Source organism: Thalassospira lucentensis (assembly GCF_032921865.1).
Lineage (GTDB): Bacteria > Pseudomonadota > Alphaproteobacteria > Rhodospirillales > Thalassospiraceae > Thalassospira > Thalassospira lucentensis_A.
Window position 1 is genome coordinate 4344447 of the sequence record NZ_CP136684.1, and the last position, 24339, is coordinate 4368785.

Below are 24339 nucleotides of genomic sequence, written 5' to 3' on the forward strand. Positions count from 1 at the left end.
AAAAAAGCGGCGATGCAAATTGCACCGCCGCCTTTGTGACTCGATTTCCGATCCGATCAGAACAGGAAGCGGACCCGAAGCGTACCGTCGATGGCTTCCAGTTCCTTGCGAATGCCAAGGCCCGGCTGGATTTCCTCGTCGACCTCGACAACCACGTAACCCACGCCGCCTTCGGAACGCAGATACTGGCCGCTGATATTCATGCCGCGGGTGGCAAACACGTCGTTGATTTTCGACAGAACGCCCGGAACGTTGCGGTGAATATGCATGAAACGGGTGTGTTTGCGGTCCTTCACCGGCAGGGAAACTTCCGGGAAGTTAACCGCACCAAGCGTCGATCCGTTATCGGAATAGGTGATCAGCTTGTCAGCGACTTCGACACCGATATTTTCCTGTGCTTCCTGGGTGGAACCGCCGATATGCGGGGTCAGGATCACGTTTGGCATGCCACGAAGCGGGCTTTGGAATTCTTCATCCTTGCCTGCGGGCTCGACCGGGAAAACATCCAGTGCTGCACCGGCCAGATGACCGCGTTCAAGGGCAGCCGCCAGGTCATCAATAACGATGACATTGCCACGTGCCGCGTTGATCAGATGCGCGCCCGGCTTCATCTTGGCGATTTCGGCCGCGGTGATCATGTTTTTGGTCTGCTCGTTTGCCGGAACATGCAGCGAAACAACATCCGAACGTGCCAGCAGTTCATCCATCGAGCTGCACGAGGTAGCATTGCCCATGGCAAGCTTGTTGATCACGTCATAATAAATGACATTCATGCCAAGCGATTCAGCCAGAACCGACAGCTGCGACCCGATATGGCCGTAGCCGATGATGCCCAAAGTCTTGCCGCGCGCCTCGTAGGAGCCCTTGGCGTTTTTAAGCCAGCCACCGGCGTGGGCCGCCTTGTCACGCTGCGGGATACCGCGCATCAACATGATTATCTGGCCCAGAACCAGTTCGGCGACCGAACGGGTATTGGAATAGGGTGCGTTGAAGACCGGAATACCGCGCATCGCGGCAGCCTTCAGGTCAACCTGATTGGTGCCGATACAGAAACAGCCGATAGAGGTCAGTTTGGAGCCGGCATCGATAACGTCTTCGGTCAGTTTGGTGCGGGAACGGATGCCCAGAAAATGCGCTTCGGAGACGACGGATTTCAATTCATCCGCATCAAGAGCAGCAGGGTAGTGGTCGACATTAGAGTAGCCGGCCTCTTTGAACATCTTTACAGCGTTTTCATGGATACCTTCGAGCAGGACGATCTTGATCTTGTCCTTCTCCAACGAAAGCTTGCTGTTCACGGCGCACCATCCTTTTCTTTGCGAGGGCGACACGGGCATTTCCCGAGCCGTAGGGCCGTAACGTTACGCGCCCTTGGCCCAATGAAATAGGGCCTAAGGCGGCTTGCGTCAAAGGCTTTCCCTTGCGCAAACACGCAACACGCCTATCTTCTGAACGCATATACCGGCTATTGCGTATAGAATGCAGGTCCGGACGGCGACCAAGGATTGAATACAGGGGACCCCATCTTGCCTGCCGAGATAAGAACCGTTACCGATATCCATAAAATTGGCCAAACCGACTGGGACAGATGCGCTGGCGCAGACAACCCGTTTGTCAGCTTTGCCTTTCTTTCGGCGATGGAAGATAGCGGGTCTGCCAGTGCGGATACCGGTTGGCAACCCTTTCATCTGCTGGTGACAGATGACGACGATACGGTTGCCGGTATTGTGCCGCTTTATGTCAAATCCCACTCGTACGGCGAATATGTTTTCGACTGGAGCTGGGCAGAGGCATATGAGCGCGCGGGCGGGCGTTATTATCCGAAATTGCAGGCCGCCGTGCCGTTTTCCCCCGTACCCGGCCCGCGGCTTTTGATCCGATCCGATCATCCGGCACCGGAACGCATCCGCAAGCTCCTGATCAGCGGGCTTTGCGCCCTGCCCGAACGGCTTGGCATTGCCAGCCTGCATGTAACATTTTGCAGCGGTGATGAAAGCCGGGCGATGGAAGATGCCGGGTTTCTGCCCCGAACCGGCATTCAATATCATTGGTACAATCGTGGTTACGCCGGCTTTGACGACTTCCTTGGCGCGCTTAATTCGCGCAAGCGCAAAAATCTGCGTAAGGAACGTAAACAGGTGCGCGATGCGGGATACAGTTTCGAAGTGCTATCGGGTGACGACCTTAAAGCAACGCATTGGGACCGGTTTTATGCCTTTTACCATGACACATCGGACCGCAAATGGGGGCAGGCCTATCTGACACGGGAGTTTTTCGAACTTTTGCATGAAAGATTACGTGACCGGACCGTTCTGGTTGCGGCTTTTCGGGATGGCGACATGGTTGCCGGGGCGCTTAACCTGATCGGATCGGATACGTTGTACGGGCGCAACTGGGGCACCATCGACCGGACACCACTTTTGCATTTCGAGACCTGTTATTATCAGGCGATTGATATCGCGATTGAACGCGGCCTTAAAACGGTTGAAGCCGGGGCGCAGGGTGAACACAAGATCCAGCGCGGCTATGAACCTGTCCTGACCCATTCGGCACATCTGATCGCAGATGAGGGTCTTCGCAATGCTGTCGCCCGGTTTCTTGATCAGGAGCGCAGCCACATCGCGCAGGACCGCGAATTCATCATGGCCGAACACAGCCCGTTCAGGCAGGAATGAACCGGCAGAACGGTCAAGCAAAAAGGGCGCGATGCATGACCACCGCGCCCCTTCCGGTTCCCCCGACCAAGCGGGATTCTAGACAGCCCTGACGTCGTTCAGGAAGCCGTTCACATGGGATCTGAGCTCGTCATTGGCGGCTGCGAGACGGCCAACGCAGTCAAGCTGACCATGCGAAAGGTCACCGCTTTCGGTTGTTGCCTCGGCCACGTTTTTCACCGCGTTTGAAATGGCGACGTTGCCATTGGCAGCCCCTTCGACGCTGCGTGAAATTTCTTCGGTTGCAGCCCCCTGCTCTTCGACGGCACTGGCAACAACCGACATCAGTTCGTCGATTTTATGGATCGTTTCGGCAAAACCGCGAACAGCGTCGGCGGCAGCACCGGTTTCACCCTGCATTTCGGTAATTTTCGCCGTGATCTGCTCGGTTGCCTTCACCGTTTGGGCGGCAAGGTTTTTGACCTCGCCCGCCACAACCGCGAAGCCCTTGCCTGCATCACCGGCACGCGCCGATTCAATCGTCGCGTTTAGTGCCAGCATGTTGGTCTGATCAGCGATATCACTGATCAGACTGACAACTTCCCCGACACTTTGTGCGGCATCATCAAGCAGCGCAACACGCTGATTGGTCCGTTCGGTTTCTTCCACCGCAAGCTGGGTAATTTCGGTAACACGTGCAATCTGCGAGGCGATTTCGGCGATTGATGCCGAAAGCTGTGCTGTTGCCGATGCAACAGTTTCGATGTTGCTTGACGATTCCTGTGCCTGCTCTGCCACATTTTTCGCATCCTGATTGGCGCGAACCGAATGTGACGAAAGCGTTTCCGACGCACTGCGCACTTCATCAAGTGCGACATTCACTGCCGAAAGAACTTCCTGGATTTTATGATCGAAACCGGCAGTCAGCGTACCCATGCGCTTGCTGCGTTCGATCTGGCGTTCGGCTTCAATCCGTTCCTGTTCGGCCATCCGGGCACGTTCACGGGCGTTTTCGCGGAACACCTCAAGCGACTTGGCCATCGCGCCGACTTCATCGGCACGCTTCATATCAAGGATTTCGATATCAAGGTTGCCTGATGCCAGACTTCCCATCGCATCCGTCATCTTGCGGATCGGGGTTGCGATCATCCGCGACAGGGTGCCGCCAAACAATGCCGCCATTGCGATCAGCAATGCAACACCGATACCCAGCGTCGTCTGGAAGAGCATCATGGCCCGTTCAACACGGTTTTCGACTTCAAGGCTCATCTGGTCAATGTTGTTTGCAAGTTCCAGGGCAATCCGTGACACGCTGTCAGACAATTCGCGCGGTTCGCCGGATGCCTCGATGGCACGGGCGTGGTTGACCGTCAGATAGTGACGCATCAGTTTGGCCTGCTGACTTGCAATTTCTTCCCAGCGGTCAATGGCACTGTCCATTTCCTCGATCAGACCGGCAACAGTTGGGTTGATCGTCGCATAGGTTTTCAGAACATCCGTGCGGGTGTCGATCTCGGTCAGCGATTTCTCGTAGCTTTCAAGCCCGATCCGGTCCCCGGTTGTCAGGAAATAGACGAGTTCCTGGCGTGCCATCAGATAGGCACGGTCAAGATTGCGATAATCGCGTTCGAAATCGGCGAGATAGTCACGTTGCTCATTGGCGGATTTGACCTGGAATGTTGCAAACATCCCGGCGCCGGCAACCATCAGAATGACCACAATCATCACAGCAAAGCAGGTTGTCAGCTTGGCCGGTATGGAAAGGTTTTTGAAGAAGTTCATTTTCCATCTCCCCTAGAGCTGTTGACGGCGAGCGAGTTCATTAAGGTTGACCTCGATCGTAACAGCGCCGATCGGCGTCCCCTGCGCATCCGACATCGTCATATTGAGCTGCGAGCGCCAGGTATCGGTTTCTTCATTATATTCGGCCTCATCAATGAAGACCGCATTGGCACCTTTGGGGAAGGTATTCTTGAATTTTGCCTCATCTCCCTGCCAGAAGTCGGACGTAATCGAACTTTGCCCGACATTCAGCCCCATCTGGTCCATCACAAATATCTCGGCCAGCAAACCACCGGACCGGGCCTGTATCTGGGTCAGGTAACTCGAAAGAGGATTTGTCAGAATGGCAGCAACAAGCGGCTGATCTTCAGCCTCACGCTCTGCCACCCACTGTTTGTCGGCAGAATCAATCTGATCCTGCGTCATTCCAACGCGCAAACGGTTTTGCGAAGTGATGGAAAGCTCGACGACGGGATTGGCCAACCATTCACGAACGTCGCGGATCATGTCGTCCGAGATCATGGTACCGGGTTCGCCCGGAAGTTCGGATTTTGCATCTGCTGCTAACGGTATGAAGCCGATCATTCCGGCAACCCCCAGGGCAGTGCAAGCGCGCAAAAAGGTTCTCATAGTTTCCTCTCCGGCGTAGCGCAGATTATTTGTTTGTTTCGGTATGACGCTACACCACCAAACAGACCTATCCAAAAGGGCAGAAGCCCTAATTCCTATGTGAATCCTCACATGCATGCTTTCAAGTAGAGGATGTAAAATCATCTACATGAAAAATATGGGGAATTCGGAGAAGACAAGAAAAAAGCGGCGGGAAAACCGCCGCTGAGTTTGGTTGGGACACGAGCAAACTGCAGAAGATTACGTTGTTCCAGGCGCAAGATGCGCCCCTGCAAAGAACAACTGTCCGACACCACCTATGCATAGGGTGTGCCAGTTTTTGAAAGCGCGTAAAAATCCCTGAATTGTGCCGATTATCGGGCAAGAAAATATTGAAAAGACAATTACTTCAAAATTTATTCGCATATTGCGACAAATAAAATTGCAAAATGCGAACGCAAATCTTTGCATTTTGCAAAACACAATTCAAGGCCGTGATCCCGACCTAATCATTGCCGATTACCCAGCGTTACGACTTGGCGCTTTTCGTTTTTTGCGCTTGCTGAAATTCAGCAAAGCCGGAGCATTTTCAATAATTTCCTGGAGAATTTCCTTGGCGACCTCAAGGTCATCCTTGGCAAACTCGTCAAGATGACTGACATATCGCGGATGAGAGATCATGCGTTCGGCTTCATAAAGAGTCCGAAGCTCGCTTTGGAACATTTCGCGCGCACCGAGCGGCAGAACCGGTTTGGCACTCATCACAAAGAAAAACTTGAGACTTGTTTTAATCACAATCCGAAGCATCAGGATCTGAAGCTTGTGGAACTGCTCTTCGAGCTCGTCTTTTTTGGGATGCTTTTCAAGTTTGGCAAGACGGTCCGTAATCACCAGTGAAAGCGCTTTGAAGTTATCGACTTCTTCGCGAAACGGTCGGTAACCGGTCACCTCGGTTGTATCTACCGTCTTTTCAATCACATCCGCCAGCGCGACGAGCTTACGCGCCTGCGTCTCAAGCCTCGACAAAAACGTCTCGACCTCATCCCGGTATTTCCGCTGTGTCACCTGGTTCATTATTTTTTATGCGCCATCAAAAGCAATTGCCCGAAACAACTGTTCCGGGCAATTACAATAACCTGCCAAAACTTAATGACAAGGTAATCGATCACGAGACAATCAGTTTGCCATCTCCGGATCTTTTTCCTTTTTCGATCCGCCACCATTTTCTTCCGGATAGCGGAAGATAACGGCATCGTCTTCGATATCGACCAGAACCGCCCCGCCCTTTTCGAGCTTACCGAACAGCAATTCTTCGGCCAGCGGCTTTTTGACGTGCTCCTGAATGACACGCCCCAACGGACGCGCCCCAAATGCGACATCGTAACCCCGCTCGGCAAGCCAGGTACGCGCAGCTTCGGTCAGTTCAATCGAGACATTCCGATCCGCAAGCTGGACTTCAAGCTGCAGGATGAACTTGTCGACCACCATCTTGACGACATCAGGCTGCAGGTTGGCAAACGGGATGACCGCATCCAGACGGTTCCGGAATTCCGGGGAGAAGGTCCGCTTGATCGCTTCTTCGTCCTCGCCGGTACGCATCTCGCGTTTGAAACCGATTGGCGGTTTTGCCATATCCGATGCGCCCGCGTTGGTGGTCATCACCAGCACAACATTGCGGAAATCAACGGTCTTGCCGTTATTATCCGTCAGCTTGCCATGGTCCATGACCTGCAAAAGGATATTGAACAGGTCCGGATGGGCTTTTTCGATCTCATCAAGCAGGACAACCGCATGCGGATGCTGATCAACGGAATCGGTCAGAAGCCCGCCCTGATCAAACCCGACATAACCGGGCGGCGCACCAATCAGCCGTGAAACGCTGTGGCGTTCCATATATTCCGACATGTCGAAGCGGATGAACTCAATCCCCATGACATGCGCCAGCTGTTTGGTGACCTCGGTTTTGCCAACACCTGTCGGGCCGGAAAACAGATAACTGCCAATCGGCTTTTCCGGTTCGCGCAGACCGGCACGTGCCAGCTTGATTGCACTGGCGACGGCCTCAATCGCCTTGTCCTGACCAAAGACAACAGTCTTGAGATCACGTTCAAGGTTGGCCAACGCCTTGCGATCATCGGTCGATACCGATTTTGGTGGTATGCGGGCGATCTTGGCGACGATTTCCTCGACATCGCGTTTGGAAATCGTGCGTTTGCGCTTGCTTGGTGCCACCAGCATCCGGGATGCCCCGACCTCGTCGATCACATCAATCGCGCTATCGGGACGCTTACGGTCGTTGATATAGCGTGATGCAAGTTCAACCGCGGACCGAATGGCTTCGTTGGTGTATTTGACGTGGTGATGTTCCTCGTAATAGGGCTTGAGCCCCTTGAGGATTTTGATTGTGTCTTCGGGAGAAGGTTCCTCTACATCGATTTTCTGGAAACGACGCACAAGGGCACGGTCCTTTTCAAAATGACCGCGGAACTCCTTGTAAGTCGTTGAACCGATGCAGCGAAGCGAACCGCTGGCAAGGGCCGGCTTCAGCAGGTTCGAGGCATCCATTGCCCCGCCCGAAGTCGCACCCGCGCCGATTACAGTGTGAATTTCATCAATAAACAGAACCGCGCCGTCGAACTCTTCAAGCTCTTTGACGACAGCCTTGAGGCGTTCCTCGAAATCACCACGATAGCGGGTACCTGCCAGAAGGGCGCCCATATCAAGGGCAAAGATCGTGGCATCGGCCAGAACTTCGGGGACATCGCCATCAACAATCCGACGCGCCAGACCTTCGGCAATGGCAGTTTTGCCAACCCCGGGATCACCGACATAAAGCGGATTGTTTTTGGTGCGGCGGCACAGGACCTGAATGGTGCGCTCGATCTCGCTCTGGCGACCGATCAACGGATCGATCTTGCCCTTCTGCGCCTTGACATTGAGGTTCACGCAATAGGCCTTGAGGGCCTCACCTTCACCGGCTGCGGCCCCTTCCTCAGTATCGGCAGTTGCCCCGGGCGCAACTTCTTCCTCGGCGCCGCGCGGAATGCGGCGTTCGTTCAGCTCCGGCGCCTTCGCAATACCATGCGAAATGTAATTGACCGCATCCAGACGGGTCATGTCCTGCAACTGCAGATAATAAACCGCGTGCGATTCACGTTCCGAAAACAGCGCGACCAGCACATTCGCCCCGGTGACTTCTTCACGTCCGGAGGATTGAACATGAATGGCTGCGCGCTGTATCACGCGCTGGAACCCGGCCGTTGGCTTGGGATCGACCAGACGCGCACTGATCAGCCCGGAAAGTTCGCTATCGGCGAATTCCAGCAAATCCGAACGCAGACGGTCAACATCGACCCGGCAGGCCTTCAGCACCGACAACGCATCCTGATCTTCGGTCAGTGACAACAGAAGATGTTCCAGCGTTGCGTATTCATGACGCCGTTCAGACGCATAAGCCAGCGCACGATGTAAGCTTTCTTCAAGGTTACGTGAGAGCATGTTTCACTCCTTCTCTAACGTGCACTGCAGCGGGTGCTGGTTTTGCCGCGCCAGATCCATGACCTGGTTGACCTTGGTTTCCGCAATTTCATAGGTAAAGACACCACATACCCCGACCCCCTTGCGGTGAACCTGAAGCATAATCGCGGTCGCCTCTTCCCGGCCTTTTTCAAAGAACCGTTCAAGCACATGGACAACGAATTCCATGGGGGTGTAGTCGTCATTCAGCAACAGCACCTTGTACATGGACGGCTTCTTCGTCTTTGGCCGTGTCTTCGTTACGATCCCCGTGTTCGGGAGACCACCACCGTCATTGTCCTGTTCACTCATAATCTGCTTACCGGAACCCTTTTGTTCTGCATTGTCTCCATGATAGGTCATTGAACATCTGTTTCAAAGTCCGCAGCGACAAAACGCTTATTAACCTCATCCCAAATTCATGTAGGCCGAGATTGACGCGGTGCAAGATCATCAGCAAAACTTCATCGGTTTTGCCGTAAATATCAGTGCAAAAACAAAAAAACGGACATGATCCGCCGACCATGTCCGTTCCGGTACGTTAATGCAGCAAACCTTGCCCTGCGTCAGGTGCGCTTATTTAAGCGGCACTCCTGCGGCTTTGCTCATTGCGGCAAACCCGTCGGAAAAGGCTGCAAACATCATTTTCTGAATTTTCTCGCCCTCCGACATGCCGGATTCGACATAGCGTTTAAAGATACGCTCGTTCAGTTCCTGCAGTTCAGAGAGGCTTCCAACCTTTGCAAGCGCTTCGAGGTCAGCCTGCGAAGCATCCATTTCGCGTTGCGCCCAGGAAACCAGTTCAGCCCCGAATGAACCGCTTTTTTCCATCAGGTCGGTCGACATCTGCCAAACGCCATCGAGACTTTTCTGCTGCGTCTCGATCAGTTCTTCGTATCTGGCCATCATATGCGTACCGGCATCGGAAAACACATCTGCCTGTTCGGTGAACTTTTCGGCCATCTGGGCGATAACATCATTGGCAGCGGTCATGCTGCCTTCGAAAGCATCCTGGGTCGCGGCAACCATGGCATCGACTTCGGGTGCCTTCCAGAGCTCCGCGAACGGCTCAAGCGTCATCATGCCAAATGCAGTCACATCAGGGGCATCGACCTTGGCAGCGGCAGTTGCCGGCTTTGCCGTGACCTTGACCTCAACAGTGGCTTTCTCAGTTGGGTTATCCTTCGGCGCAGCCTTCGCCACCGTAGCCGATTTAACAGTGGCAGCCGGTTTCTGTTCCTCTGTCACGATCGTAGCCTTCTTTACAGGTTGAGCCGTTTGGGCAGCGGCAGCAGGCGCCTTATTGCCAGAAACGGACGATTTGGATGTGCCTGCTGTTTTTGAAGTCGAAACAGCGGGCTTTTTCGACTTGGCAATGACCTTGGGGCGGCTGGCAGGCTTGGGACTTGTCGAAACTTCTTCCTTGGCCTTTGCCGACGTGGCCCCGGTGGATGTGCGCCCCTTTGACGGGGAACTTTTGGCATCAATGTCGGTCACGGCTGCCTTTGTCTGCGAATCGTTTGCCGGTTCAGGTTTTGCTTGCGGTTTCGCCTCAGCCTTGTTTTCTGTCTCAGCGGGTTTTACCGCCTCCTCGGCCTTCGCCGGGGCCGCAGTATTCTGTGACGCGGCAGAGGATGCTTTCTTTGTCTCCGGCTTCACATCATCGGGTTTCGATGTCTTGGCCACAGCCTTTGGCGGTTCTTCCATGGGGGTCTGACGCAAGGCTTCTGCTTCCAGCGCACTAGAAGTTGTGACCACACGCTTTGGACGCGCCGCCGGGCTTTCGGTAATTTCGACTGCCGCGGCCTTTGCCGGGGCTGCAGTCGACTTTTTGCTAACACCGGAAGGCGTTTTCTGTGCTGTCTTTGCACGAGGTGAGGTTTTGGTTCGGGTTGTTTTAGCTGAACCGGGCGCAGTTTTTTTGCGAGGAGTCACCATGTGTCGACCTCCTAGGACTGGGCTTGGCATTCAAATTAATGCTGCATCGCAACATAACCCTAGATGGAACAACCTCACCTCGTCAAGGTGGCTTTGGTGACATTTTTATTTGAAGGATCACGTTAATCGGTGCCGATGAACCTGACGATCTGTAACCACGAAAATCGATTTTCAAAAACCGGATTTCGTTCAATTGCTTAGATGGAAAGTTACGCTAATCCTTATATTCAGCAGTCATGAAAACAAAAATGGCACATGATATCACGTGCCATTTTTGTTGGTGTTATTTGCCCTGAAAATTCTTATCGCAGCTGATTTCCGCGAACCGTGCGATAGAAATAGCGAGACTCGGCCTGCTTGTCATTCTTGCTGTAAAACGGATCAGGCTGCTTTGGCGTGCCGAATGCTGGCGGCTGGGGCAATGGTTTCTCCAACCCCGAAAGATTTTCCAGCACATTCGGGAAAGTCAAAGCGCGCAAATCGTCCTTGGCAGACGTCCAGGCTGCCAGCGTGATGTTTTGTGACGAACATCCGATCGCAACCCAGTAATAGTCGTCGGAATGCAGGCGCAATCCGTCACGGCTTTGATATCCGAAACCGTCGGACTGAAGCGCGTCGGTTAGGGCAAGATATTGCCCGCGCGACAGGTTTTCCCGCGATTCTGTACCACCGAAAGCACCAAGAGGTGCTGTTACCTCGACATTCACCTCGCTGACGTCAAGCGGACCAAATATCCGTGACACCATTTCAAACTGCTCTGCGCCGTTCTTGGGAATAAGATCGTAGCTGCGCGTTTCCTTATAATAATCAGCATTGTAGACAAGGCGAATCCGTCCTTCTGCGTCCCCGGCAGAACAGGCGGTTCGAATGTCATCCGCATTGATAAACGAGAACCAGGTTCCCTTGCGCACCAGGGGATTTTCGATATCGCTTGTACCGGTAAAGCTGCATGCTGAAAGAGCAATCAGTCCGGCTGCAGAAAGGGCACTTCCTCTTAAAATTGATGATTTTGTTCTTATCTTACTGACAACAGACATTATTTTTTTACGCATTCGATCCTCGATTTTTAACCTTTTGCCGGATATAAATTGAGACTGACGAAAAAATGAGACCGCAACAAGGCGGCAAATCAGTTTATCGGGACACGTGTTAAGCATTTTTTTAATGCCGTGATGAGATACTGATCATATTTCGTCTTGGGGATCACCGTAAAGCCGAGCCCGTCAAATGCGTTTTAAGACCCGTCTTGGGCCAAAAGCGATGGCCACCGTTAGAACTGATGAAAGTCAATCGATCTGGCAATTGCAAGGTCGCAGGATTTATTGTGCCCTGTCCGTGATGATGCTGATCATTGCTGCTGTTGTGTTTACAACGCCGGCTGCGATGGCGCGTACCTATACCGCGATGGTTATCGATGCCGAAACCGGCGATATTCTGCATGAATATCGCGCCGATCATAAAGTTTATCCGGCGTCACTGACCAAGATCATGACGCTTTACATGCTGTTTGATGCACTTGATTCCGGCAAGGTATCGCTTTCGACCCGCATGGAAGTTTCCAAACGTGCATGGGGCCAGGCGCCTTCGAAACTTGGTCTTCAGCCCGGTGAAAAAATTTCGGTCGAAGATGCCATTCTGGCGCTCGTGACGAAATCGGCAAATGACATTGCCGTTGTAGTCGCCGAACATCTTGGCGGGACCGAGATAAAGTTTGCCCAGATGATGACAGCCAAGGCGCGTCAGATCGGTATGAAAAACACCACCTTCCGCAATGCATCGGGTCTTCCGAACCGCGGCCAGCTGACCACGGCGCGCGATATGATCCGCCTTGCCGTGTCGCTGCGGAAGGATTACGGCAACTATTACCATTATTTCAGCACCCAGAAGTTCAGCTATGGCAAGCGTACTTATGGCAACCATAACAACCTTCTGGCGTCCTACTACGGAACCGACGGGATCAAGACCGGCTATATCAATGCGTCGGGCTTTAACCTTGTAGCCTCGGTCAATCGCAATGGCCGCCGGTTGATTGGTGTTGTCTTTGGTGGCCGGACGGCCCGGTCGCGCGATGACCAGATGAAGAAGCTTCTTGATCAGGCGTATCTTGACCTCAAGAAAGATGGCGAGATCATCGCGCCGCGTCCTCGCATCAGCCCCGATGGCAAAATTCTTCCGGCTGATACACAGCTTTTGATGGCCAAACAGAACAATGCGAACGAGGTTGAACAGCCCGGCCGCATCGACACTGAAACGGTTGTTGCCCGCCTTTCGCCTGAAACTGGCGGCTGGGGCATTCAGGTTGGTGCATTTAGCGATCAGCGACGCGCACAGGAAGCCGTCCTTGCCGCGGCACGCACAGCACCCGATGTTCTGCGCCTGACCCGTGCGGCGGTTGAACAGCAAAGCAACGGATCCGGCATTGTTTACCGCGCCCGTTTGCTTGGATTTGGTGGCGAACAGGAAGCGCGCAGTGCCTGTGCTGCCCTTCGCAAGGAAAAGGTCGCATGCATCCCGGTTAACGCCGGTGACGCGGGATAATATTCCGGACATAAACATCAAAGAGCCCGCTGAATTGCTTCAGCGGGCTTTTTTTTATCGTCCTGATCAGAACAGCCTAGTGGCCACCACCCGATGCAAAGAAATCATCGGAGGACAGACCGCTTTTTTGAAGCTGAGCGGTGACTTGCGTTTTCAGCCGCTTCAGACCGTTTTCATCGGCAGCCTCGCAACGGGCGACGATTGCAGGCTGGGTGTTGGATGCACGCAGCAGCCACCAGCCGTCATCGGTGCTGACGCGAACGCCGTCAATGCCGCTGACTTCGGCACCGGCTTCGGACAAGCGACCACGCACCTCTTCGATCAGGGCGAACTTGCGATCATCCGGGCAGTCGATACGGGTTTCCGGGGTATTGACCGCCACGGGCATGGCATCGCGCCAATCATCAAGGCTTTTGCCGCTCTGGACCAGAATGCGATACAGCCGCACAGCAGCATACATCGCATCATCATAGCCATAGTAACGCTCGGCAAAGAAGATATGGCCGCTCATTTCACCGGCAATCGGCGCTTTTGATTCAACCATTTTGGTTTTGATCAGTGAATGGCCGGTCTTCCACATGATGGCGTTGCCGCCAAGACGGGTAACCTCGTCAAACAGTGTCTGGCTGGCTTTGACATCGGCAATAATCGATGCGCCCGGCAGGCGCCCGAGAACGTCGGCGGCATAAATCTGCAGCAGCTGATCGCCCCACAAAACACGGCCCAGCCCGTCAACAACACCGATACGGTCACCGTCACCGTCAAAGGCAACGCCCCAGTCCGCATTCAGCGATGCCACCTTGGCCTTCAGATCGACCAGATTGGCCTCGACCGTCGGGTCCGGGTGATGGTTTGGGAAAGTGCCATCGATCTCGTCAAACAGCAGATGGTGGTTGCCCGGAAGCTTTGCGGTCAGTTTGCGAACCACGTCGCCCGCAGCACCATTGCCACAGTCCCAGACAATTGTCATCGGCCTGGCAACATCGCAATCCAGCTCGGCCAGCAAACGTTCGACATAACGATCTTCGATGTCGATATCACTGATTGCGCCATTTCCGGTTTCGAAATCACCCGAGGCGGCAATCCGGCCCAGTTCCTGAATGGCTTCGCCAAACACCGATTGCCCGGCATTGAGCATCTTGAAACCGTTGTAATTTGACGGATTATGCGAACCGGTCACCATGATGCCGGCGTCGGTTTTCTGATCATAAACCGTAAAATACAGCATCGGGGTTGGTCCACGCCCGATCCGAACCACATCGCAGCCCGTCGACGCAATCCCTTCGACAAGGGCGCTTGCCAGTTCGGGCGAACTCAGACGTCCATCCCGGCCAACGGCAACACGTTTCCCGCCAGACTGGCGCACCTTGGTACCGAATGCCTTGCCAAGAGCAAGCGCATCGGCCGCGTGCAGGGTTTCGCCCACGACACCGCGCACATCATATTCGCGCAATACGGAAGGATCAAAATTGTGTCCGGCAGAGATGGTCATATTCTAACTTAGCCTCCGATTGATGCTCGCCCGATGCAGGAATAGCTGAAACCCTGTTCTGCCATTTCAGCGGGGTCATATACATTTCGCAAATCCACCACGATCGGGTGTTTCAAGGTTGATTTGATGCGATCCAGATCCATGCCGCGGAACTCGTTCCACTCGGTCAGGACCACCATCGCGTCGGCACCTTCAAGTGCTTCATAGGCGCTTTCACAGTAAAAGATGTCTTCAAGAAGCTTTCTGGATTCCTCCATGGCTTCCGGGTCGAATGCCCGAACCGTTGCACCGGCAGCAATCAGGGCAGGAACAATATCAAGGCTTGGCGCATCACGCATATCATCGGTGTTTGGTTTGAAGGCCAGACCAAGGATGCCGATGGTTTTACCAGCAACCGAGCCGCCGCAAGCCGAAATGACGCGGTCGGCCATGGCTTTTTTGCGCCGCGCATTCACATCGACCACAGTTTCAATAATGCGCAACGGGCTATTATGTTCCTGCGCAGTGCGAACCAATGCCAGGGTATCCTTCGGGAAGCATGACCCGCCGTAACCCGGCCCTGGATGCAGGAATTTCTTTCCTATGCGGCCATCAAGGCCAATCCCGCGCGCCACATCATGGACATCGGCGCCAACTTTCTCACAAAGGTCGGCAATTTCATTGATGAACGTGATTTTGGCGGCTAGGAAAGTGTTAGCTGCGTATTTGATCATTTCCGACGTTTCACGCGTGGTGAAAACAATCGGTGTTTCGATCAGATAAAGCGGGCGATACAAGTCGCGCATGACGTCTCGTGCGCGTTCATCGCTTGTCCCGATGACCACACGATCCGGGCGCATAAAATCACCGATTGCCGATCCTTCGCGCAGGAATTCAGGGTTGGAAACCACGGCGAACTCCGCATCCGGACGGCGTTCACGAATAATACGTTCGACTTCACGACCCGTGCCCACAGGTACTGTCGATTTGGTCACGATGACGGTGAAGCCTTCGATAGCGTCGGCAATTTCTTCGGCAGCAGCATAAACGTAGCTGAGATCGGCGTGACCATCACCACGGCGGGTCGGTGTTCCGACTGCAATGAAGATTGCCTCGGCACCTTTCACCCCTTCCTTAAGATCGGTAGTGAATTTCAGGCGCCCGGCTTTCACGTTGTTTTCGACAAGAACATCCAGCCCCGGTTCGTAGATCGGCATGATGCCGTCTTCGAGACGGGCTATCTTGTTTTCGTCCTTGTCCACACAAATGACTTCTGTGCCGAACTCCGAGAAACAGGCACCGGAAACGAGCCCCACATATCCGGTACCGATCATTGCTACGCGCATGAATTTTTACCCTGGTAGTGATGATAGCTGGCAGGAGTCTGTCCCGGCTCCTGCCAGCATATTTGAAATTGGTATCTGTTATTCTGCGGCTTCGCCTTCGGCGAACTCGTGAATGAGATTGCGAACGTCGTCGCGCATGTCTTCGCGTGCGAGCGCAAAGGACATGGTCGCCTTGAGGAAGCCGATCTTGTTACCGCAGTCAAAACGACGGCCTTCGAAGCGATAGCCATAGAAAGGTACTTTTCCGATCATGGCGGCCAGTGCGTCGGTCAACTGGATTTCGTTACCAGCCCCGCGCGGAATATTTTCAAGGGTGTCAAAGATGCCCGGATCAAGAATATAGCGACCAATGGCCGACAGGGTTGATGGTGCGTCTTCGGGTTTCGGTTTTTCGACCATGCCACATGCGCTGACCAGACGACCGTTGGTACCTTCGACTTCAAGCACACCGTAACGCTGGGTTTCCTCGCGCGGGACGTCCATAACGGCAACCATGTTGCCACCCGTGCGGCCATAACTTTCGACCATTTGCTTCATGCAGGGCACGTTTGACTGGATCAGGTCATCTGCCAGCAAGACGACGAAAGGCTCGTCACCGACAAGAGATTTCGCACACAGAACGGCGTGACCAAGCCCCAGCGGATTGCCCTGACGGGTATAGGTCACACGACCGTTTTCCGGGATCATCGCAAGCGAGGTTTCCAGCGCATCATGCTTGCCGCGCTCCATCAGGATTGCTTCAAGTTCTGCGGAACGGTCAAAATGGTCTTCAATCGCGGTTTTGCCGCGACCGGTTACGAAAATGAATTCTTCGATGCCTGCCGCGATCGCCTCTTCAACGGCATACTGAATCAGCGGCTTGTCCACCACCGGCAACATTTCCTTGGGCATTGCCTTGGTTGCTGGCAAAAAACGGGTCCCCATACCCGCCACGGGGAATACAGCCTTCTTGATTCGCTTCGACATGCCTCTTTTCCTCTGTTTTGACCGCGTCATATCCGCCTCATCCGCATTCGGCCAATCTTATGCTTCTGCCACATTTCAAGAACGCGGATCAAGCGAACGCGCTGTTTGTTCAGTTCAATCTTTACAAAGCTGTAACAGGAGGCTTCGGGCTGCATTGATTTTGGATGCAAGATAATCTGATCCGCCATGATCCGGGTGGACCGCCTTGATCAAGACCTGATAAGCCCGATTGATATCCTCGCGGGTTGCTCCTTCTGAAACACCCAGGATTTTTCGGGCCTCGCCTGCATTCATTTCTCCGCTGCGAAATCCGCTGCCAGCTTGCTCGCTATCGTTTCCGGCCCTGCCGTTTCCATTATTGTTCGCATCCCGGGATGCCTGCCAGTTCTGCCATCCCGAACAATCCGGACGACGCTCCAGATAGGTTTCCAGAACTGTCTGGCTTTGATCTTGTGCACCGCAACAGTCATCATAAAGTGCCTGCAGCTCGTCAAGCCCGAGTGTATCCAGATCACGCTCGGCCATTGTGCCCTGCACCACCGTGCCGCCCAACTGGCCACTATCATGATCAAGATACATATGCAGATAATCCGTTTTTATTTCAGATACCCGGCCCGAACCGGCAGACGAGGGTCCTGATCGACCTCCACTGCCGCCCCATGACCGGGCAAAACCGAACATCCTGCGCAATAATGGCCACATTAAGCCGATTTTGAGGATTCTAACGAGGAAGGGTATGGCAGCAACAAGGGCGGCAACCATGGCGGCGAGCTTTCCGGTCAGAAGCAACCATGCTGCCAGCCCGCCCAGCAGCAGGACAACGACCCACAACCCGATCTTTCTGATGTCCTTTGGCTCGGCTGACGATAACCATCTGATGATAAATCCGGCAGCGACGAAAAGCCCTATCCCCAACAAGAACCATTGCATTATCGGGATTTCCGTAACTGAGAACCCAGCAGTTTGACGTCCTGCGATGATGTTTTATTGCCGTATTCTTCAAGCGCGTTAATGCCGCCAACCGCGTAACTCGCAACGGCGCCAAGCAGATCTCGTAAACGATCCGCCGCACTGGCATCAAAACGGGCAAACGCACCACCGGTGATCCGGGCAATCTCGCGGAAGGCTCTCTCGGCCGTGGGGTCATAGCCTTCCTGAAACATGAATGCCTTGATGCCTTTCAACGCCAGTTGTCCTGCCAAACCGGCAAGATTATCGATATCTTCCTCAAGACAATCACCGACATAAATCAAGGCATTGATCTTTTTATCGCGCGCCTGCCCTTCGACATGACCAAGCACACGCGCAAGCTGCGTATGCCCGGCCCGGCAGGTAACTTTTGTCATGGAGTCACGCAACCGTGCCGCATCCCGATACCAGGCACTTGCCTTGCATTCCGAAATACCGCGGAAAAAAACAAGCTGAATGTCCAGCGTGCTGCCAATTCCAGCAACAGCATCGAACATTTCAGCCTGCAGAACCGCAGCACTGTCCCAGCTTGGTTGACGGCTGGCCGTTGCATCCATCGCAAAGATCAATCGTCCCTGTGCCGGACCGGAAGCCGGGGCAACCGTCGCCAATGTACGGGCCTGCCTCACAAAGGCGGTTACGTCCGTATGGCTTGACGTATCAGACGCAACACGGCTTTGCTGCTTGGCTTGTGTTTCGGGTGTTGCTTTGTTTTCAGGCACGGGCACCAACCAGTTTTCAGGGTACGCAAGTGTACGATCATCCTGATATAGGGGCGCTTATATCAGATCGGCAACTCTTCACCGTCCGCCGGTGTGAAGCCGATTATTTCCAGCAGGGCACGGACTTCCTGCCGGGCTGCCATATGCGACATGCTAAGCGGAATGCCAACCCCCTTCTCGCGAAGGTCCAGCAACGTCAGACCTTTCAGGAACAATTCCCTGTAGATCACGCGTTCGCCAAAGCCCGGCGCAACACGGAAGCGTATGCGGGCCGCCAGCTTGTCGACGATTTCGGCGATATCACGTTTGTTACGCGCATCAAGATGCGACAAGCGATTCCGCATAACGATCCAGTCAATGGTGCCGCCATCGACCGCGGCACGACGTTTACGGGCATCCCAAACCATTTCGGCATAGATGCTGGGTCCCTTGATATCAAGGGTATCGGGATCAATACGCGCCAGCATATCAAGATCAATGTAACTGTCATTGATCGGGGTGACCAGCGTATCGGCACAGGAATGCGCAAGACGCGACAGGTAGTTGTCACTGCCAGGGCAATCCATGACCACGAAATTGCAGCTCATGACCAATTCGCCCAGCGCCCTGGTAAAGCGGTCACGCTCGTCAAGCTTGGCGGCATTGCCGTCTTCAAGTTCGCTACGGTAAATCGGACGATGATCCGGAACGGGCAGCTTCAGCTTTTTCTGCGCATTAAATGAGATGCGGTTTTCAACATAGCGGGTCAGCGTTCCCTGACGGGCATCGATATCAAGCGATCCAACGGAAAAACCCATTTTCATCAGCGATACAATCAAGTGCATCGCCGTGGTCGACTTTCCTGATCCGCCCTTTTCGTTGCCAATCACGATCACATGGGCGCGCTTCGCACCTGGCTGTTTGGCGGTAGCGGTTTGTTGGCCTGCGCTTTCCCCGGTTGCGCCGGTCTCTTGCACCGTCATTGCAGTTTGCTCCGTTATTCAGGCAATTTTCTGTCCCCAGGGTCACAAAAACCCTCACCCCAATGACCGTCTTTGCCCGTAAAAATCAAGAACAAAGAATTTCATCGACAGCGAGTTGTCTACTGGACCCTAGCCAATCTATCACCGTACAGGTAAAGATAGGAGTAGGGAAAAGTGATTTCCCCAGCAATAACATGAAGGAAGGACGCAAAGTGACCAATCGGGGGGCCCTGTTGGGCGGCGTAGTGGCCGGCACTTTGATGATGATTGGTATGGTGCCTGCAAATGCGCAGGATACCGGCGGATTCGAACAAATCCCAGCAGACCAAAGTCCACTTTCATTTAAATCGGACATGCCGGTTAACGCCGTCTTTCTGAGACAATATCGTGAAAACAATACCGTATTCGTTGGTCGCTGGCTGTCCCCGGCGGCAGAAGGCAGCCTGAAAGGTGCTGCTGGCGATCTGTTTCTCGAAAGCGTTTTTTCGACATCTGCCCCGGGTTTTGCATTCAACAATGAAATGCCGTCCGAGCAGCTTTTGGAAATGTTCGACGGGTTACGTGGTCGCAGCACTGCCAACGGTGATAATTTCACACAGGATACCCGATACGGCCCAATTGCAATGACGCCGTTTATTCGCGAAGGATCACAGTGTGTATCGTTTGTTGGGCAATGGAACCCCGATACCCCGACAACACGCGGCAGTCGCCTGCTTGGATATTATTGTGACCCATTGTCGCGCCAGACCATGACAGACTTTACACCACCGCCCCAGAAACTTGATGCGGTAGACGCCCAGCTTTATGGTGCCAACTTCTTTGTCCGGTTTGATATACAGCTTCCAGAGGGGGTTGCGCGCCCTCCCGTGCAGGCTGTCCCAGAAATTGTGGAAACCCCATCCGCAACGCCTCTTCCCGACAGCAATGCCGTAAACACCCCGCCCGAAGGTCTGCCGATCAGCAGCAACTGGCAAGGGTCGCGCGGTCAGGGGATGCTTAAATTTGATCAGCCTTCGGGCGAAGGCACGATGATTATTGACAGCGACCTTCGCCATTGTGAAGGCATCTGGCGTCATGATGGCGGGGCCTATCAAAGCGGCACGTTGCCATTTGGCAGTTGGTATGTGTTCTGCGATGACGGGGCCTCCGCGCGTGGCCATTATACCAGCGAAGATCCAGGTAGCGTTACCGGCGAAGGTCAGGACAATCAGGGCCAGGCCGTTTATTTCCGTCAACTCAACTCATAAGTCCCGGACAGTTTTTCCAATATGACCACCGATATTCAAACCGTCATCATCGGCGCTGGCGTTGTTGGCCTTGCCTGTGCGCGTGCCTTGGCCCAAACCGGCCGGGAAGTTCTGATCATTGAACGCCACGATGCAATCGGAACCGAAACCAGTGCACGTAACAGCGAAGTCATTCATGCGGGCATCTACTATCCGAAAGACAGTCTGAAGGCGAAATTCTGCGTTGCCGGGCGGGACATGCTTTATCAATACTGTGCCGAAAACGGCATTGATCACAAACGCACCGGCAAACTGATTGTTGCCACCCACGAGGATCAAATCCCCGCCTTACGTGATATCGAGAAACGGGCACGCGAAAACGGGGTGAATGACCTTGTGTGGCTGGACGGGGATGAAGCAACAAGGCGCGAACCGGCACTCCATTGTGTGGCCGCACTTGAAAGCCCGTCGACCGGAATTGTCGATTCCCATCAGCTGATGGTCACCCTGCTGGGGGAAGCCGAAGCAGGCGGGGCGACATTAGCGCTTAATACCGATGTCGTGGCCGCGAAATTCGAAAACGGCATTTTCACCATCGACACGCGTGATCGCGACGGTCAGGAAATGAGCCTGACCTGTGCAGAGCTTCTGATTGCGGGGGGCCTGCACAGCCAGACGCTGGCACATAATTTTACCGGCCTGCCAGAACCAAGTATTCCGCCACAGCATTACGCACGCGGATGCTATTTCACGCTTTCGGGCAAGGCACCCTTCTCCACCCTGATTTATCCAGCACCAGAACAGGCCGGGCTTGGAATTCATCTGACCCTTGATCTGGGCGGACAGGCACGTTTTGGCCCGGACGTTACCTGGGTTGAAGAACCGAACTATGACGTGCCCGAAGAAAAACGCGCCGGGTTTGCAGCAGCCATTCGTAAATATTATCCGGCACTAGACGAAAATGCCCTGCAAACCGGCTATGCCGGTGTCCGACCGAAAATTCAGGCACCAGGCGAAGCCGCGCGCGATTTTCTGATTTCTGATCGCGATAAACACGGCATTGATGGCTTGGTAATACTCTATGGCATTAAATCACCGGGATTGACGGCATGCCTTGCAATAGCAGACCATGTCGAGGGCATCCTGTCACGACAGCAGGTAAAGGCAAGGTCATAATGGCAGAAGCAGGCTGGCGAAAAGTGTGGAATCCGATCATGGATGATCGTTCCAGAGAGCCCAAAAGATTACTGTTCGGCTCTCGGTGGAAATTCGTCCTTGCAACCTGTGGCATCCTGTTTGCCAGCGCCATGCCGATTGCAAACAGCGCCAGTGCCCAGCAGCTTGAGCCCTTTGTACCGCCCCCGAATAGCCTGAGTGCACCGGGCAACCGGAACGAGGCAACCGGAACCGAAAAGCCAGATGTTCAGTTCGCCGATGAAATGCGCAATCTTGTCATCCAGCTCAGCCGATGGGCAAAGTCCTATCGCAGTGACTTTTCAATCATTGCGTTAAACGGACTGGAGCTGACCGAATATCTTGAAACCACATTGTTTGCATCGCGCGGTACTGCAGAACCGGCGCGCAACTATTTGCGTGCACTTGACGGTATCATGATCGAAGCACCATTTTATGGTTACGACACATATGGTGAACCCACCGATAGCGAGGAAACCAAATATATCCTAGGCTATCTGGAACGTCTGAAGACGGCAGGGCTTGAATATTTTGCGCTCGATTATACCGATAAAAGCGAGGCACAACAGGCGGCGCGCCAAAAGTTAAGCGGTCTGGATGCCCTTTATTACGCAGCCCCACCGCCTGATAAGCAGCTTTCAACATTGGCAAAGGTGCCGCGCACGCCAATCGGCGCCAATCCGCATGTCATTGACAATATTCGTGATGCGAAGAATTACGGGATTGTGCTCGACAGTTCGCCGTACGGAACCAAGGAAGCATTTATCAACGCGATGATCGACACCAATTACGATGTCTTGATCATTGACCCGTTCCATCGCGGTACGATCCCGCTGACTTACGAGGACATGAAACGGCTGCGCTACAAAAAGGTTGGCACGCCGCGCACCATTCTGGCCTATCTGAATATCGGAACGGCAGAAACCTATCGCTATTACTGGCAGAACAACTGGCGTGCAGGTAGCCCCGAATTTATTGGCGAGGGCAACCTTGATGCGCGCTGGGGTCAGGAACACCATGTCTATTACTGGTCACAGGCGTGGCAGAACATTCTGTTCGGCAGCGAGAACAGTTATCTTGGCGGTATCATGAAACTTGGATTTGACGGGGTTGTTCTGGGTGGATTGGGTGAATACAGCTGGTGGCTGGATTATTAATCCGCGGCTTCATCACAAATCCGGGATGTGCCGTCTGATCATTTGACGGTGACAGAGCAGATCGTGCACTCTGGCATTGTTGTAAAACAATGTGCTGCTGACACGCAGCCCCCGGAGGCTTTGAATGTCGACCCCGATCATCCACTATTTCTTTGTTCAGTCGCCCTGGTCGTTTTTCGGTTTTCGTCGCGTTGTCGAAATCGCGCGCAAACATAACACCCCGATAATCCACAAACCCTGCCGGGCTGCGGATGTATGGCAGCATGGCGGCGGTGTTCCGCTGGCACAGCGTCCAAAACCGCGTCAGGAATATCGCATGGTCGAGATGAAGCGCTGGGCGGACTTTCTGAATATTCCGATCAATTTGCAGCCCGCCTCGTTCCCGGTGGATGAAACATTGGCGGCCCGCACCATTATCGCAGTTCAGGACGAAGGCAAGGACCCGACGGGACTGATTGAAACGCTGATGGGGGATATCTGGCTTAGGGATCGAAATATTGCAGAGCCCCAAGTCGTTCGCGAGGCCCTGATCAAGAATGGTCTATCCGGCGAATATCTTGAACATGCCGATTATCCGTCCGTCGCCAAAATCTATGACGCCAATTGCGAGGCGGCAAAGGCCGACAATATCTTTGGCGTTCCGACATATTTTGCCAATGGCGAGATGTTCTGGGGACAGGACCGGCTTGATTTCCTTGATCGGGCACTTGCCAGATAAGACCTGACTTCATCGTATCAAACAACAAGGGCGGGTAAAACCCGCCCTTGTTGTTTTGGCCGCTGGCCGGAAATCCCGTTGTGCCGGTTAGTCACGGCGTTTGACGTGATCGACAACAAAACCGTCACACGACGGATAGGTGTTTTCGATCATGGCAAGTGCCTTGTATTCGTCCTTGGCTGCAACTTCGTGGGTCTGCACATCCGCCCAGCGATCGTCAAAAACCTCGTGGGAACGATTTTCTTTGACGCATTCACGAACGGCCTGGTTGTGCAATTCAACCTGATAAACGGTCTGGCGTGGGTCTGTAAAAGCAGACATGTCCGCCCGGTCTCCTTACTTTTGCCTGCGACGTCCGCCCAGACGTCGCTTTGTCCTGAACCGGGAATTTCATAAAAATGAAATGCCCAACCACGAGTGTGGAACAAGTGGCTTAACGAGCCGTAAATCGTCCGGCTGGATTCCATATTTAATTGAATTGATCCGGATTGAAGTGTGCCGGTTTTGCATGGCAGGGGCCAAAACCGCGCAATTCTGCGATGCAGCATGGATTTTTGCGGCAGTGCAATTT

Annotated in this window: 21 protein-coding genes; 6 read left to right on the top strand and 15 right to left on the bottom strand. The window is 53.8% G+C overall.

The annotated features are described in order from the left end of the window. Positions 1–56 precede the first annotated feature (56 nt). Positions 57–1337, bottom strand: coding sequence for a phosphoglycerate dehydrogenase (gene serA / locus R1T41_RS20945; RefSeq protein WP_197467382.1), 1281 nt, complete (start codon positions 1335–1337; stop codon positions 57–59). Positions 1338–1526: 189 nt separating this feature from the next. Here serA and R1T41_RS20950 point away from each other — a divergent pair, with 189 nt between their 5' ends. Beyond that, a complete protein-coding gene (locus R1T41_RS20950) occupies positions 1527–2675 on the top strand; it encodes a GNAT family N-acetyltransferase (protein ID WP_209223148.1) in 1149 nt (382 codons plus the stop codon). A 78-nt stretch (positions 2676–2753) separates the two neighbouring features. Here the strand turns inward: R1T41_RS20950 and R1T41_RS20955 are convergent, their stop codons facing one another. The 7 genes from R1T41_RS20955 to R1T41_RS20985 all read right to left on the bottom strand — a co-directional run bounded on the left by R1T41_RS20955 (position 2754) and on the right by R1T41_RS20985 (position 11410). Further along, on the bottom strand, positions 2754–4436 hold the full coding sequence (locus R1T41_RS20955; RefSeq protein WP_297010623.1) for a methyl-accepting chemotaxis protein: 1683 nt from the start codon (positions 4434–4436) through the stop codon (positions 2754–2756). 12 nt (positions 4437–4448) lie between these two features. Continuing rightward, on the bottom strand, positions 4449–5066 hold the full coding sequence (locus R1T41_RS20960) for a hypothetical protein (RefSeq protein WP_097052370.1): 618 nt from the start codon (positions 5064–5066) through the stop codon (positions 4449–4451). Positions 5067–5564: 498 nt separating this feature from the next. Then, positions 5565–6119, bottom strand: coding sequence for a hypothetical protein (locus tag R1T41_RS20965; RefSeq protein WP_317339043.1), 555 nt, complete (start codon positions 6117–6119; stop codon positions 5565–5567). Between the two features lie 102 nt (positions 6120–6221). After that, positions 6222–8543, bottom strand: a complete 2322-nt coding sequence (gene clpA / locus R1T41_RS20970) for an ATP-dependent Clp protease ATP-binding subunit ClpA (RefSeq protein WP_062952080.1) — start codon at positions 8541–8543, stop codon at positions 6222–6224. A 3-nt stretch (positions 8544–8546) separates the two neighbouring features. Continuing rightward, positions 8547–8873, bottom strand: a complete 327-nt coding sequence (clpS, locus tag R1T41_RS20975) for an ATP-dependent Clp protease adapter ClpS (protein WP_062952188.1) — start codon at positions 8871–8873, stop codon at positions 8547–8549. Between the two features lie 264 nt (positions 8874–9137). After that, on the bottom strand, positions 9138–10499 hold the full coding sequence (locus R1T41_RS20980) for a phasin family protein (RefSeq protein WP_317339046.1): 1362 nt from the start codon (positions 10497–10499) through the stop codon (positions 9138–9140). 302 nt (positions 10500–10801) lie between these two features. Further along, positions 10802–11410 (bottom strand): hypothetical protein, encoded by a 609-nt coding sequence (locus R1T41_RS20985; RefSeq protein WP_231886932.1) that lies wholly within the window; start codon positions 11408–11410, stop codon positions 10802–10804. 316 nt (positions 11411–11726) lie between these two features. Between R1T41_RS20985 and R1T41_RS20990 the strand changes: the two genes are divergently transcribed. Beyond that, the gene (locus R1T41_RS20990) at positions 11727–13037 is read left to right on the top strand and encodes a D-alanyl-D-alanine carboxypeptidase (protein ID WP_317339047.1); all 1311 of its coding nucleotides are present in this window, start codon (positions 11727–11729) and stop codon (positions 13035–13037) included. Between the two features lie 76 nt (positions 13038–13113). Here R1T41_RS20990 and pgmG read toward each other — a convergent pair whose 3' ends face one another. The 6 genes from pgmG to R1T41_RS21020 all read right to left on the bottom strand — a co-directional run bounded on the left by pgmG (position 13114) and on the right by R1T41_RS21020 (position 19473). Next, a complete protein-coding gene (gene pgmG, locus R1T41_RS20995) occupies positions 13114–14529 on the bottom strand; it encodes a phosphoglucomutase/phosphomannomutase PgmG (RefSeq protein ID WP_317339048.1) in 1416 nt (471 codons plus the stop codon). 8 nt (positions 14530–14537) lie between these two features. Beyond that, complete coding sequence (locus R1T41_RS21000; protein ID WP_317339049.1) at positions 14538–15854, bottom strand: UDP-glucose/GDP-mannose dehydrogenase family protein; 1317 nt, start codon at positions 15852–15854, stop codon at positions 14538–14540. A gap of 78 nt (positions 15855–15932) precedes the next feature. After that, entirely contained in the window at positions 15933–16820 is an 888-nt protein-coding gene (gene galU, locus R1T41_RS21005; protein ID WP_062952076.1) for a UTP--glucose-1-phosphate uridylyltransferase GalU, read from the bottom strand. Between the two features lie 114 nt (positions 16821–16934). Beyond that, complete coding sequence (locus tag R1T41_RS21010; protein ID WP_317339050.1) at positions 16935–17750, bottom strand: molecular chaperone DnaJ; 816 nt, start codon at positions 17748–17750, stop codon at positions 16935–16937. After that, a complete protein-coding gene (locus tag R1T41_RS21015) occupies positions 17750–18511 on the bottom strand; it encodes a VWA domain-containing protein (protein WP_317339053.1) in 762 nt (253 codons plus the stop codon). The genes R1T41_RS21010 and R1T41_RS21015 overlap by 1 nt, the downstream gene beginning before the upstream one ends. A gap of 62 nt (positions 18512–18573) precedes the next feature. Further along, the gene (locus tag R1T41_RS21020; protein ID WP_062952075.1) at positions 18574–19473 is read right to left on the bottom strand and encodes a division plane positioning ATPase MipZ; all 900 of its coding nucleotides are present in this window, start codon (positions 19471–19473) and stop codon (positions 18574–18576) included. A gap of 62 nt (positions 19474–19535) precedes the next feature. Between R1T41_RS21020 and R1T41_RS21025 the strand changes: the two genes are divergently transcribed. The 4 genes from R1T41_RS21025 to R1T41_RS21040 all read left to right on the top strand — a co-directional run bounded on the left by R1T41_RS21025 (position 19536) and on the right by R1T41_RS21040 (position 23768). Then, positions 19536–20720, top strand: coding sequence for a hypothetical protein (locus tag R1T41_RS21025; RefSeq protein ID WP_317339056.1), 1185 nt, complete (start codon positions 19536–19538; stop codon positions 20718–20720). A 21-nt stretch (positions 20721–20741) separates the two neighbouring features. Continuing rightward, a complete protein-coding gene (locus tag R1T41_RS21030) occupies positions 20742–21875 on the top strand; it encodes an NAD(P)/FAD-dependent oxidoreductase (protein ID WP_317339058.1) in 1134 nt (377 codons plus the stop codon). Between the two features lie 38 nt (positions 21876–21913). Further along, positions 21914–23050 (top strand): hypothetical protein, encoded by a 1137-nt coding sequence (locus R1T41_RS21035; RefSeq protein WP_317339059.1) that lies wholly within the window; start codon positions 21914–21916, stop codon positions 23048–23050. 124 nt (positions 23051–23174) lie between these two features. Then, entirely contained in the window at positions 23175–23768 is a 594-nt protein-coding gene (locus tag R1T41_RS21040) for a 2-hydroxychromene-2-carboxylate isomerase (protein ID WP_317339060.1), read from the top strand. An 87-nt stretch (positions 23769–23855) separates the two neighbouring features. Here R1T41_RS21040 and R1T41_RS21045 read toward each other — a convergent pair whose 3' ends face one another. Next, positions 23856–24089: a hypothetical protein gene (locus R1T41_RS21045; RefSeq protein ID WP_007090314.1), complete on the bottom strand. Its 234-nt coding sequence runs from the start codon at positions 24087–24089 to the stop codon at positions 23856–23858. Positions 24090–24339 lie beyond the last annotated feature (250 nt).

Excerpts from the sequence above, each read along its gene's own strand:
- R1T41_RS21030 (WP_317339058.1), top strand. The coding sequence starts at position 20,742 with ATGACCACCGATATTCAAACCGTCATCATCGGCGCTGGCGTTGTTGGC.
- pgmG (WP_317339048.1), bottom strand. The coding sequence starts at position 14,529 with ATGACCATCTCTGCCGGACACAATTTTGATCCTTCCGTATTGCGCGAA.
- clpA (WP_062952080.1), bottom strand. The coding sequence starts at position 8,543 with ATGCTCTCACGTAACCTTGAAGAAAGCTTACATCGTGCGCTGGCTTAT.
- clpS (WP_062952188.1), bottom strand. The coding sequence starts at position 8,873 with ATGAGTGAACAGGACAATGACGGTGGTGGTCTCCCGAACACGGGGATC.
- serA (WP_197467382.1), bottom strand. The coding sequence starts at position 1,337 with ATGCCCGTGTCGCCCTCGCAAAGAAAAGGATGGTGCGCCGTGAACAGC.
- R1T41_RS21000 (WP_317339049.1), bottom strand. The coding sequence starts at position 15,854 with ATGCGCGTAGCAATGATCGGTACCGGATATGTGGGGCTCGTTTCCGGT.
- R1T41_RS21025 (WP_317339056.1), top strand. The coding sequence starts at position 19,536 with ATGACCGTCTTTGCCCGTAAAAATCAAGAACAAAGAATTTCATCGACA.
- R1T41_RS21020 (WP_062952075.1), bottom strand. The coding sequence starts at position 19,473 with ATGACGGTGCAAGAGACCGGCGCAACCGGGGAAAGCGCAGGCCAACAA.
- R1T41_RS21035 (WP_317339059.1), top strand. The coding sequence starts at position 21,914 with ATGGATGATCGTTCCAGAGAGCCCAAAAGATTACTGTTCGGCTCTCGG.
- R1T41_RS21045 (WP_007090314.1), bottom strand. The coding sequence starts at position 24,089 with ATGTCTGCTTTTACAGACCCACGCCAGACCGTTTATCAGGTTGAATTG.
- R1T41_RS20955 (WP_297010623.1), bottom strand. The coding sequence starts at position 4,436 with ATGAACTTCTTCAAAAACCTTTCCATACCGGCCAAGCTGACAACCTGC.
- R1T41_RS20980 (WP_317339046.1), bottom strand. The coding sequence starts at position 10,499 with ATGGTGACTCCTCGCAAAAAAACTGCGCCCGGTTCAGCTAAAACAACC.
- R1T41_RS20990 (WP_317339047.1), top strand. The coding sequence starts at position 11,727 with ATGCGTTTTAAGACCCGTCTTGGGCCAAAAGCGATGGCCACCGTTAGA.
- R1T41_RS21010 (WP_317339050.1), bottom strand. The coding sequence starts at position 17,750 with ATGCAATGGTTCTTGTTGGGGATAGGGCTTTTCGTCGCTGCCGGATTT.
- galU (WP_062952076.1), bottom strand. The coding sequence starts at position 16,820 with ATGTCGAAGCGAATCAAGAAGGCTGTATTCCCCGTGGCGGGTATGGGG.
- R1T41_RS20960 (WP_097052370.1), bottom strand. The coding sequence starts at position 5,066 with ATGAGAACCTTTTTGCGCGCTTGCACTGCCCTGGGGGTTGCCGGAATG.
- R1T41_RS20965 (WP_317339043.1), bottom strand. The coding sequence starts at position 6,119 with ATGAACCAGGTGACACAGCGGAAATACCGGGATGAGGTCGAGACGTTT.
- R1T41_RS21040 (WP_317339060.1), top strand. The coding sequence starts at position 23,175 with ATGTCGACCCCGATCATCCACTATTTCTTTGTTCAGTCGCCCTGGTCG.